7 protein-coding genes are annotated in these 12641 nt (G+C 40.1%); 5 read left to right on the top strand and 2 right to left on the bottom strand.

What is annotated here, in order from left to right:
* Positions 1-30: 30 nt before the first annotated feature.
* Positions 31-2466, top strand: a complete 2436-nt coding sequence (locus P20439_RS10080) for a VolA/Pla-1 family phospholipase (RefSeq protein ID WP_008466606.1) — start codon at positions 31-33, stop codon at positions 2464-2466.
* 101 nt (positions 2467-2567) lie between these two features.
* A complete protein-coding gene (gene sohB, locus P20439_RS10085) occupies positions 2568-3584 on the top strand; it encodes a protease SohB (protein ID WP_008466608.1) in 1017 nt (338 codons plus the stop codon).
* Positions 3585-3668: 84 nt separating this feature from the next.
* Here the strand turns inward: sohB and P20439_RS10090 are convergent, their stop codons facing one another.
* On the bottom strand, positions 3669-5000 hold the full coding sequence (locus tag P20439_RS10090; protein ID WP_008466610.1) for a dicarboxylate/amino acid:cation symporter: 1332 nt from the start codon (positions 4998-5000) through the stop codon (positions 3669-3671).
* 185 nt (positions 5001-5185) lie between these two features.
* Here P20439_RS10090 and P20439_RS10095 point away from each other — a divergent pair, with 185 nt between their 5' ends.
* Together P20439_RS10095 and topA are read left to right on the top strand one after the other, a co-directional pair.
* Complete coding sequence (locus P20439_RS10095) at positions 5186-8497, top strand: hypothetical protein (protein ID WP_008466612.1); 3312 nt, start codon at positions 5186-5188, stop codon at positions 8495-8497.
* Positions 8498-8746: 249 nt separating this feature from the next.
* Complete coding sequence (topA, locus tag P20439_RS10100; RefSeq protein WP_008466614.1) at positions 8747-11455, top strand: type I DNA topoisomerase; 2709 nt, start codon at positions 8747-8749, stop codon at positions 11453-11455.
* Positions 11456-11621: 166 nt separating this feature from the next.
* On the opposite strand, the gene P20439_RS10105 is transcribed toward topA, so the two are convergent.
* A complete protein-coding gene (locus P20439_RS10105; RefSeq protein ID WP_008111436.1) occupies positions 11622-11864 on the bottom strand; it encodes a hypothetical protein in 243 nt (80 codons plus the stop codon).
* A gap of 243 nt (positions 11865-12107) precedes the next feature.
* Between P20439_RS10105 and P20439_RS10110 the strand changes: the two genes are divergently transcribed.
* Positions 12108-12641, top strand: a 534-nt coding sequence (locus P20439_RS10110) for a TIGR00645 family protein (RefSeq protein WP_036933550.1), incomplete at its 3' end; no start/stop codon positions are given.

Below are 12641 nucleotides of genomic sequence, written 5' to 3' on the forward strand. Positions count from 1 at the left end.
TATAAAAATAAGATTTGTGCGGAGAACAATATGAAAAAAATGCTACTCTCGCTCTCTGTTGCAGCTGCTCTAGCAGGCTGTGGCGGCGGAGAAACGTTAGAAGATGTAAAAAATGACTCGGTTACAGTTATTCCAAAAGCTACGGTAAAATTTGACCCTGCTAACGGTGTAATTTCGGTTCCTAATGACTTATTAATGAGCGGTACGCGCGATGGCACATTGAATATTCCTGGGGAATTAAATGACGAAAACGTTTCAATCCCTCGCGCAGCCTATGCCGATCCACAATTAGCCTTAGGCGCGCTTGATGGTTGGTCTACCCAAGTTCCATTTAAAATTGATTTAACTTTTCCACCTAATGTAAGCCTAGATGCTACATCAGCGGGCACCCCAGGTTCTGTTCGTATTTTTGAAGTTATAATGGGTGCAAGCTTAACAGATGCCGAATGTTCACAAGCACCAGCCGGTGCTGCATGTAAATTAGTGGGCGAATTAACCTTTGGTGTTGATTTTGTGACCCAAGCTTCAGGCGATGCGGTGGCCATTATTCCACTTAAACCATTTAAAGCAGGTAGCTCATATATTAATGTATTAACGACTGGGCTAAAAGATTCAGAAGGGCGTGCAATTGAGCCTTCATCTACCTATGCAACAGTTAAACAAGAAGCCCCTTTAGTGACGCCATCACAACTTGCGCTACAAGGTGCAGTTAATAGTTACGAAAATGTAGTGGTTAGCTCAGGCGATATCACAAAAGACGATATTATTTTTTCTGCTGCCATGACTATGCAATCAGCAGGACCAGTGCTTGGCACGATTAAAAAGATTTTAGCAGCAAGCTTAACAGAGCCAACAATTCCAACGCCTGCGTTGCAAATTCCAACTCAGCCTATGGCTAACGTACAACAAGCTTTTGCATTACAAGGCATAACGGTGCCTGACGTATTCCAAGTAGCACAGTATCAAAAGGGCAGCATTCAGCTACCTATGTATTTAGGTACGCCTACAGGTAAAGAGATCAGTGATTTAAATGATACCTACTGGCAAGGTATGTGTGATAACGCTGTCGCTATTTTAGGGTATAAAGCTCAAGCTGGTGAAGCATTCCCTACTGATCCTATAAGTGTAAACGATGCAACATGTGCCGCTTTAAGTGGTGGACAGCTTCGTGATCTAGGTTTAGACAGTACGCGTCACCTAACGAAGTATAATTCTATTCCTAAAATGCAGAGTATGGCTAATGTGCCAGTGCAAATTACTAAACCTATTTTACCGGTCGTTAATGCGTACCGTTCAGGCTTAGGTTTAGAGCCTTTTGCAGCTATGCCAGCAGGTGGTTGGCCAGTCGTTATTATGCAACATGGTATTACCACACAAAAAGAAAGCATGCTAACGCTAACAGCGCAGCTTTCACTGCAAGGTTTTGCTACGGTTGCAATTGACCATCCTCGCCATGGAGAACGTGGTGTAGATGTTGATGTTGATGGCAACGATGACTTTAACGCAACGACAGGCTCTGTACTTAGTTACATGAACTTGAGCTCATTATTAGTAGCTAGAGATAGCCTACGCCAGTCAAGTGCTGACTTACTTGGTTTACGTTTAGGTCTAAACTTCAGCGGTGATAGCGCAATGAATTCACAAGATGTGTCTTACATTGGACACTCTCTGGGATCAATTGTAGCGCCTGCGTTTATTGCACAAACTAATAGCCCATTGGCCGACCAAGTAGACCCATTATTTAAGGTTAACGCTGTAGCATTAGCAAGTGGTGGTGGCGGTATTGCAAGCTTCTTACTAGAATCCGCTGCATTCGGTCCATTTATTCAAGGCTCTGTACTTTCTCAAGCAGGTACTGCTGAATCAGACGAATTTAATGCATTCTTAAACGCTGGTGCGCTATCAAACTGTGGCGCTTTGTTACCGGATATGCAGGACTTCTTAAGCTGTGGTTTTAATGAGTTTGCAACATCGCTAACGATGGCGGGAGAAACTGATAAACTTGCTAATATCAAGGGCGTGATGACGCAGTTTGTATTTGCAGCTCAAACAGCATTAGATAGTGGCGACCCAACCAACTATGCAGCAACGGTTAAAGCACTAGAAACACCTGTATACATGAACGTAGTGGTAGGTGATGGCACAGATAATAACAAGCCAGATCAAGTTATTCCGCCGATGACTGCCAATAACCCAATTGCAGGTACCGTCCCTTTGGCTAACTTTATGGGGTTAGACACGGTGAGTACCACTCAAGCGCCAACAGAAATGGGCTCTAGCTATTTAGTTAAATTTACTCAAGGTCATCATGGGTCAATATTAACGCCAGCACAAGATGAAGGTGAGTCGTCTACAGTTGCGGGTAGTGCAGCTGCGAATGCTGAAATGCAATTGCAGGTTGCTACTTACCTAGCTTCAAGAGGTCGCCTTTTAATGGTGCAAAACACTGAGATTGTGACGAATTAATAATCAACCATTCAATTAAGTACTAAAAGCCACTGTATAGTGGCTTTTTTTTATTTTTAAAGCATGCTAAATTGGCTGAAATTTATAAATGGAGAACACTGTTGGAATTTTTATACGAGTACGGTTTGTTTTTTGCTAAAACCATTACCTTTGTTATTGCTATCGCTGTTATTTTAACCTTAATTGTAAGCTCGGCTGTTAAGCCAAAAGCAAAAAAAGGTGAGATAGAAATAGATGACTTATCAGAGCAACTTACCAATATAAAAGAAAGTTTTTTAAATAATACGCTAGGTAAAAAAGAGTTAAAAGCCTATCAAAAACAACAAAAAGTAGAACAAAAAAAAGCTGAAAAAGAAGCCCCTAAATCACGACTCTACGTTATTGATTTTAATGGTAGTATGGATGCACATGAAGTAGAGAGTTTACGTGAAGAAGTGACTGCGATTATTTCAATCGCGGATCCCGAAAAAGATAAGGTGTTAGTTCGCCTTGAAAGTGGTGGTGGCGTGGTACATGGTTATGGGTTAGCTGCATCACAACTACAACGGTTTAAGTCAGCTGGTATTGAGTTAACAGTATCGATAGACAAAGTCGCCGCCAGTGGTGGTTACATGATGGCTTGTGTTGCAGATCATATTATTGCCGCACCGTTTGCAATTGTTGGCTCTATCGGTGTGATTGCACAAATTCCAAACTTTAATAAAATTTTAAAGAAGAATGACGTAGATTTTGAACAAATTACGGCGGGCGAATTTAAACGTACACTCACACTCTTTGGTGAAAATACAGATAAAGCCCGCGAAAAATTCCGCGAAGAGATAGAGCAAACCCATGTGTTATTTAAAACCTTTGTTAGCACGCAGCGCCCAAGTTTGAATATGGATTTAGTAGCCACGGGTGAGCACTGGTTTGCAACACAAGCTATTGAGAAAGGGTTAGTTGATACCATTAAAACCAGTGATGATGCCTTATTAGAGCAGCAACATCAGCATCAGATATACAAGGTGCAATACAAAATTAAAAAAGGGCTAAGTGATAAGTTTGCAATAGGACTTAGCCATAGCGTGAATAAAGCAGGTGTGAGCTTAATGTCAAAATTCAAGGCGTTAAACCCTTAATACTTTGATAGCTTATAGACAATAAAAAAGCCTTGTTACTTAAAAAGTAAGCAAGGCTTTTTTTATAACTAACGATAGAAGCTGTTAGTCAATTGACTTGTGATAGTCTTCTAAATCTTTAGCTGCATTTGGGTCGTTAAAGATATTTTCATCTAGTTCACCCTCACTTTTAGCGACAACACAAGTTACCATACAGTCACCGGTTACATTTACTGCGGTGCGGGTCATATCAAGCAGTCTATCAACACCTATTATAATTGCTATGCCTTCAACAGGTAGGCCTACTTGGTTTAATACCATAGCCAGCATTATCAAGCCAACGCCAGGAACACCTGCTGTGCCAACCGAGGCAAGCGTTGCCGTTAGTATCACCATTAAGTAATCAGAAATAGTTAAATCAACACTAAATACTTGAGCAATAAATACCGTAGCGACACCTTGCATAATTGCAGTGCCATCCATATTAATGGTTGCGCCTAATGGAATAGTAAATGAGGCCACTGAGTTATTAGCACCGAGCTTCTTAGTCGCAGTTTCAAGTGTGATAGGCATCGTAGCGCTTGAACTTGAGGTGCTAAAAGCAAATAAACAGGTGTGCTTCATTTTAGCTAAGAAAGTAAGTGGGTTTAATCCAGTCAGCACTTTTAACAGCAGTGTGTAGTTTACGAATGCATGCAATAACAGGGCTAAAACAACGACGCCAAAGTACTTAGCTAAGCTTACAATTAAGTTAAGTTCAATAGTCGTAAATAACTTAGCCATTAGGAAGAATACACCGTAAGGAGCAATATTCATTAGCAAAGTAACTAGTTTTAAGATAACCGTGTTTAAGTCTTCAAATACCGTTGCTACACGTTTACCAGCTTTACCGCTAAGCGCCATTGCAATACCAAATAACAAAGCAAACACAATAACTTGTAGCATGTTTCCTTTTGCCATTGCTTCAAATGGGTTGGTAGGGAACATATCAATGATAACACGAGCTAAAGTAGGCGCTTCTTTTGCGTCGTAGCTTGCTTGAGAGGGTAAACCAATACCTTCACCTGGGTTAAATAATAGCGCTAATGTAATTGCCACTGTAATAGCAATTGCTGTGGTCACCAGATATAAACCAATCGACTTTCCACCTAAACGGCCCAATTTTTTAGGATCGCTTAAACTACAAGTACCACACACAAGAGATACAAATACCAAGGGAACAACTAGCATTTTTAAACTAGCTATAAATATTTGCCCACCTACATGAAATAGGCCATCAACAAAAAAAGCTTTAATTGGCAAAGAGAATAACCCAAGAGGGATTAGGTAATCGTCTTCACCAGCTAATATAGCCTGAAATATAAAGCCTACTGCAACACCAAGCACCATACCAATCATGATGCGAGTGGTTAAACTCATTGAACGGATTTTAGACATATTTCCAATCTATTTTTTATAAATTTGGCATAGACTAACAGCATGTAATTTTTTTTACAGAAAAAACGTCAACTTTTTAAAAATTTTTATCGCAAAAAAGAGTAAAAATCTGAGATTTTAGACTAAGTTATAGGTTAACATTAAGTAAATAAGTTTAACTTAGTAACTGTCCAGTGGAGAAACCTATGCCTTTAACCCGTTTGCTCAGCATTATATTGCTCAGCTCATTACTCATCGCTTGTGGCGGTGGTGGCTCACTTGAGAAAGAGGGCAGCGTCGGTGGTAACAATGGTGGAACAACACCTGATACACCTTCATACATCTTAACGATTAAAGGCTATACACAACTTGATGGAACACAATCTAACGAAGTTACAGCCGAATCTCCTTTAGATATAAAAGCTACTTTGAAAAAAGATGATGCTATCGTAGCGGGTGAACGTATTACTTTTTCACTAGTAGATGAAATTGGAGAATTATCACCGCTTTCAGCATTGACTCAAACCGATGGTGTTGCCACTGTAGAGTTAGGGGCAGGAACAGATGCTGGTGCTGGAGTTGTCACCGCTACTTACACTCTTGATGGTGATAGTTACGAAGCGTCGTTCGCATTTCAATCAACGGGTGGCCAAGGCGGAGACTCAGGCATTTCTGGTTCAACTACTTTATCAGTGACTATTACAGATAAAATGGGTGAAAAGTTTACCGAAGCAAACCCTGTCACGTCTATCAACCCGGGAACGGTTGTAGCTACTTTGAAAAAAGATGGTGTTGCGCTTAGCGAGGAGCTAATTACATTTAAAACAAACTTTACGGGTAAAATTACCCCAGAGCTTGGAACGGCTATTACAAATACTGCTGGTGAAGCGCGTGTAACACTTTCAAGTGGTAACTTTAAAGGGGCAGGGCAAGTTGTTGCAACTTATGCTCAAGCTAATTCACAGCAGCTGAGTAACACAGGTGTCTTTTATTCTTCAGGTGATTCTGCACCGACCGATCTTGCCCAATACTCACTTTCAGTAAGTTTATTAACGGGATGTAATGCTGGTTGGGATAGTAATCGAAATAATATAGCGTTAGATCCAACAGATCCAAATACAGGATGTACTGTTACCAATACGATTTCTTCATCAGAACTTGGTGAAGTGTTTATTGAAGTAATTGATGAGCAAAACGGTGTAGGCGTAAAAAATGCGCTCGTTAATACGCAAACTAATCTTGGCTCTGTTTTACCCTCATCAGGTACGTCTTTGACAGATAATTTTGGTATTGCCTTGCTAAAATTACAGCCTGGTAATACAGGTGGGGCGGGCACTATTTCAGTATCTGCTTTAGGTATCAGCGGTGCTACCAATTTTGCTGTTGGTATTGCCGATTTAACACTTGAAGTTGACAATGGATTAAATACCGACAGTAACGGCAATATAATCCCACTAAAAGCAGGTGGAAGTACCGTTATTGAAGTCACGCTTCGCGATGAGGATGGCAATCTATACTTAACACCTACTGATGTAGAGTTTACTTCTACCTGTGTTAGTAGCAACCAATCTGTAATAGATGCCTCTGTTAAATCTTCAGGTGGTATTGCAACCTCAACATACCGAGCAACAGGTTGTGGTATCGATGATGATATAAATATTACCGTTGAAACGGGTGGAAAGAACTTCACTGAATCAACTATTATTCCAGTTGAAACGTCAGCCGTTCAATCAATTCAATTTGTTGATGTAAGTGAAACGTTTATTGCGCTTCCACCAGGTGAAGGTGGTGCACCAACTCAATCAATCGTAAGATTCAAATTGTTAGATGCCGATGGTATTGCAGCAACCCAGCAGCGTATAGACTTCAAATTAACTGATTCAACAGGCTTAGCAAAATTAACATCTTCTAGTGCAAGTACTGATAGCAGTGGCTTTGTACAAACAACGGTTACATCAGGAATTGTACCTGGCCCATTGGTAGTTAAGGCATGTTTTATACCAAAAGAAGACTTAGACAGTCTCCCTGCTGGTGATGATTTAACTTGTTGGGTTGATGAATTCGATTTTTGTCAAACTAACCCGTTAAATGCTCGTTGTCCAACTGGAACTCTCAGTTTAGTTCCGTTATCAGAGCAAATTAGCTCAGTATCTTCTCAATTAACGTTAGCATCAGGTGTTACTGATCAAAATAGTTTTGACGCAAGCCCTGTTACTTACAATACAAATTCGCTTAATTATAACGGAGTAACAACTAACATATCGGTTTACTTTGGTGATCAATTTAATAACTACAATGGTGATGGTGTTGAATCGACTATCTTAGCTGAGGCAGGTGTTATAGGTACCGCTAACCGAGAAGAGACATGTAAAACCACAAATGCAACATGTACAGTCACTTGGCGATCGCAAGGTGAACGCCCATTTTATGATAAAAAATGGGGTAACCGGATAGGTGAAATTGACGGTGATCCTACTACAACCGAAGGGGTAAACCCCAAAACTGGTGATGTAAACTGTGACCCATATTTTGGCTTGGCTGCACCGTGTATTAACGGAATTAAGCGTGCTAAAAATGACCCAGATGGGGTTGTTATGGGGGCGCGCGTGAGTATTCTAGCTATTACTAAAGGCCAAGAAAACTTTGTTGATGAACAGTCAACTACCGATGTTCAACGTCGCAATGGGCTATTTGATATCGGCGAATATTATGCAAGCTATGACTTGCCTGAGGCGTTTATTGATCACAATGAAAATGCTGCATTTGATAAGGCAAACTGTGGTGATGCGAACGATCCAGCAACAGATGCATGTTCCGAACTAAATTCAAGAGGTGGACATGATGAAACATGGCGTGATCTGAACAACAATGGCATCTATGATAGCGCCGATGGAAAATACAATGGTTTATTGTGTAGTGCGGCTGCAGAAGCTATTGATGAGTGTTCTCGTGAATTAATTGAAGTTAGAAAAAACTTTGAGCTTGTTATGTCAGGAGACGACCCATACCTCAGATTCTCAGTGCTAAAAACGACGGAGCTTTTACCTGTCCCTTATCAGGTTTTTGTTCCCGCTGATTGTTCAAGCACTTTTGCTGGTGTATTTGAGATATCTGACACAAACAATCGTTGTGATGTAAACTCAATTGATTTATCGGCTGAGAATGTTGCTAATCCAGCATATGATGGTTCAGATCTAACTATACCCGCAACAATTGATATAGGGTTGACTGGTATTGGTATCCGCATACATTACACCGATGAATTTGGTAACCCTTTACCTGCCGGGACGACAGTGACTCTTTCAACCTCTAATGGTGATTTATCTATTATTGAAACAAATGATGTGATACCAAATACCAATAGAGATAAACCAATGTATTCTGATGTGCGAATATCACGTGAAGCTGAAGGTAACGATAAAGTGGATGGTGTTTTATCTGTTACATTTGAGTTCACCACTCAGACTGGAGTGACTAAAACTGTCAAAAAAGGGATAGCCATATTTGACGACAAATAATATTTAATCAGCTAAATGCCAACCAATAAGGTTGGCATTTTTGTTTCTATTCTATATATTCCACATCAATTATTCAAAAAACGCTGGTTTGTTTAAATTAACAACAGAAATTGTTTGTTTATTCAGTAAATACTGAAAAGTTTGTATTAAAAGCTTGTAAGAACTAGTGTTTGTAGATATACCTATAAATATTCGCGCCGCATGAGTCGGCTAAACACATTTAAAAAACTAGGTTAGAAATAGGCAACTATGGGCAAATCGCTAGTAATTGTAGAGTCACCTGCTAAGGCTAAAACAATTAATAAATACTTAGGTAATGATTTTATCGTTAAGTCCAGTATTGGACACGTACGAGATTTACCTACATCAGGATCGGGCAAAAACAAAGTACCAGCAAGCAAAACACCTGCTGAGGTTCGTAAAATGCCACCTGATGAGAAAGCAGCGTATAAACAGCAACGTGACTATTCTAACTTAGTCGCGCGTATGGGCATCGATCCTGAAAAAGGGTGGGAACCACATTACGAAGTATTGCCGGGTAAAGAAAAGGTTGTTCAAGAATTACAAAAGCTTGCCCAAAATGCTGATCAAATCTATCTCGCAACGGATTTGGATAGAGAAGGGGAAGCAATTGCTTGGCACCTTCAAGAGCTGATAGGCGGTGAGCCTGAAAAGTATAAGCGCGTTGTGTTTAACGAAATCACTAAAAATGCAATTCAACAAGCGTTTGAAACTCCGGGTGAATTGAACACCGATATGGTTTATGCACAGCAGACCCGTCGTTTCCTAGACCGTGTTGTAGGTTTTATGGTTTCGCCTTTATTGTGGGCTAAAGTTGCACGAGGTTTATCGGCAGGACGAGTGCAATCTGTTGCAGTGCGTTTATTAGTTGAACGCGAACGTGAAATTAAAGCATTTATTCCTGAAGAATTTTGGGACATTCATGCCGATGTTAAAAATAGCGAGTCTGACCTACGTTTAGAAGTCACTAAACAAGCAGACAAGCCATTTAAGCCAGTAAATGAAGCTCAGGCTAGTGCAGCAGTTAAAAGCCTTGAGAATGCCGAATATAAAGTTGTCAGCGTTGAAGAGAAACCAAGTAAGAGCCGTCCAAGTGCGCCATTTATTACTTCAACAATGCAACAAGCAGCAAGTACCCGATTAGGTTATGGCGTTAAAAAGACCATGATGCTTGCCCAGCGTTTATACGAGGGGGGTTATATTACTTATATGCGTACCGATTCAACTAATTTATCGAAAGATGCGGTTGAAATGTGTCGCGAATACGTAACCAATGAGTTTGGTGCCAAGTATTTACCTGCTGATCCGATTAACTATAGCTCTAAAGGTAATGCACAAGAGGCGCACGAAGCGATTCGTCCTTCTAGCGTATCAGTGCTTTCTGGGCATGTTGAAGGTGTGGATGCCGATGCGAAAAAGCTTTATGAGCTTATTTGGCGTCAGTTTGTGGCCTGTCAAATGGTGCCTGCTGAGTACGACTTAACTACATTAACCGTTGCCGCCAATGATTTTACATTAAAGGCAAAAGGGCGTGTGCTTCGCTTTGATGGTTGGACTAAAGTGCAACCGGCAGTACGTAAAAAGAATGAAGAAGATCAATCGCTGCCTGCTGTTAAGCAAGGCGAGGTGCTCACGTTAGTTGAGCTTGATCCTAAGCAGCACTTTACTAAGCCACCGGCTCGTTTTAGTGAAGCAAGCTTAGTTAAAGAGCTTGAGAAACGTGGGATTGGTCGTCCTTCCACGTATGCTTCTATTATATCAACGATACAAGACCGTGGTTATGTACGAGTAGAGAATCGTCGCTTTTTCGCTGAAAAAATGGGGGAGATTGTCACCGATCGCCTTGTTGAAAACTTTACCGATTTAATGAACTTCGATTTTACCGCTAAAATGGAAGGCCGTTTAGATGATATCGCCGAAGGTGAGCGTGTTTGGACGCAAGTTCTCGATAAGTTTTACGCTGATTTTTCAACGCAATTGAATATTGCCAAAGGTGAACCCGATGAAGGCGGTATGCGTCTTAATCAAATGGTAGAAACCGACATTGACTGCCCAACGTGTGGCAGAAAAATGGGTATTCGTACTGCTTCAACGGGCGTATTCTTAGGATGTACTGGTTATAACCTGCCACCTAAAGAGCGCTGTACTACCACTATGAACTTAGTGTCGGGTGATGAAGCGGTTGCAGCTGATGTTGAAGACGTTGAAACAGAAACATTAATGCAAATGAAGCGTTGTCCAATTTGTGAAACAGCGATGGATTCATACCTTATCGATGAAACCCGTAAACTACACGTGTGTGGTAATAACCCAGCGTGTCATGGGCATGTGGTTGAAGAGGGTACGTTTAAAATTAAAGGTTACGACGGCCCTATTATTGAATGTGATAAATGTGGCGCTGATATGGAATTAAAATCAGGTCGATTTGGTAAGTATTTTGGCTGTAACAATGACGAGTGTAAAAATACCCGTAAGTTATTAAAAAATGGCGAAGCCGCGCCACCAAAAGAAGATCCCGTTCATATTCCTGAATTAGAATGTGAAAAGTCTGAAGCCTATTTTGTATTACGTGACGGTGCTGCAGGTATTTTCTTAGCAGCAAATACGTTCCCTAAATCACGAGAAACACGCGCCCCCAAAGTAGAAGAGTTACAGCGTTTTAGAGATCGTATTTCGCCTAAGTTTTACTACCTAGCTGATGCACCAGCTAAAGATCCTGATGGTAATCTTGCTGTTGTGCGTTACAGTCGTAAGAATAAATCACAGTATGTAATGACTGAGGTTGATGGCAAAGCAACTGGTTGGACGGCACACTACGAAGGTGGCAAATGGGTAGAAGAGGCTAAGAAAAAAGCCGCGCCTAAAAAGAAAGCCGCCGCTAAAAAAGCGCCTGCTAAAAGTAAAGCGAAAGCAAAAGTAAAAAAAGACGATAAATAATTAATTATTCACCGCTTTAAGTAATAAAAAACCGGAACGCACAGCCTGTGACAGTTCCGGTTTTTTTGTCAAATCAAACCTATCGCAATGGCATTTCTAATCTGATTTTTTACTTTACAGGATTAAAAAATGTAACCAATTTAGGTTCAATTCACTCAATTATTCATTAAATCTTAACAGCAGTGACTTTGTTATAGCCTTCAGATGTTAGTTCATCATTCACACACTTTAAAACATAGTTATAAAGCTCTTCATTGCTTACGTCGTCTTCTTTAGCCCAACTAACACACATTTCTGTGAATTCTTGAATCGTCTCAGTTGAAGCGTCTGTAGCATCGTTTGCCACTGCATTAGCAGCAGATAAAACGAAAAATGGTGCAACGATTAACGCGAGTAATGCTTTATTCATTTTCTTATTCCTAAAAATGGAGTAACAATCGAGTTATGTATTCATACAATGCCTACATAAAACAAGTGTAACCAAGCCAGAACATCTCTGTTGGTATATTGATTTTTAATCGAATATAAAATAAAGGGAAACGAAATATTTTTATCGTCAAGATGAGCGTATCACGTAAAAGTGTTTAACCTTAACTAATTGTGTTACAGCTAAATTTAGGCTAATGTCGCGTTTTAATTTTTAGGTGTTCTTATGCCAGAGCCAGATACAAATAATATAAATAAAAAAATACAACCTGTTCATAAAGTAGAGCATGCTCTTGAGTCGTTTATATTCAAAGGACGCTGGTTATTAGCCCCATTTTTTGTCGGTTTACTATTTGCTGTGGTTTTATTACTAATAAAATTTTTTAAACAGCTGTATTTGATGGGGATCGCAACGTTTACTGCCAGTAATCAAGAGTTGTTGGTGGGTATATTAACTTTGGTTGATACCGCTTTGTTAGCTGGACTTTTATTAATTATTATATTCAGTGGCTACGAAAACTTTGTCTCTAAGCTTAATATCGAAAATCATGAGGACCGTCCCGTATGGATGGGAAAAGTAGGGTTTTCTGGTTTAAAAATGAAACTGATTAGTGCAATAGTCGCCATTTCAGCCGTTGAGCTACTAAAGGTGTTTATAAGCTCTGCATCTCATTCAAATGATGAATTACTCTGGAAAGTGCTGATACACGTGACCTTTGTTGTGTCGGGTGTACTGTTTGCATTTACTGATTACTTAAAT

It is taken from the genome of Pseudoalteromonas sp. BSi20439 (assembly GCF_000241165.1).
Classification (GTDB): domain Bacteria; phylum Pseudomonadota; class Gammaproteobacteria; order Enterobacterales; family Alteromonadaceae; genus Pseudoalteromonas.

What these genes read in the sequence shown, in the direction of transcription:
- topA (WP_008466614.1), top strand. Translation starts at nt 8,747, where the DNA reads ATGGGCAAATCGCTAGTAATTGTAGAGTCACCTGCTAAGGCTAAAACA.
- P20439_RS10095 (WP_008466612.1), top strand. Translation starts at nt 5,186, where the DNA reads ATGCCTTTAACCCGTTTGCTCAGCATTATATTGCTCAGCTCATTACTC.
- P20439_RS10105 (WP_008111436.1), bottom strand. Translation starts at nt 11,864, where the DNA reads ATGAATAAAGCATTACTCGCGTTAATCGTTGCACCATTTTTCGTTTTA.
- P20439_RS10090 (WP_008466610.1), bottom strand. Translation starts at nt 5,000, where the DNA reads ATGTCTAAAATCCGTTCAATGAGTTTAACCACTCGCATCATGATTGGT.
- P20439_RS10080 (WP_008466606.1), top strand. Translation starts at nt 31, where the DNA reads ATGAAAAAAATGCTACTCTCGCTCTCTGTTGCAGCTGCTCTAGCAGGC.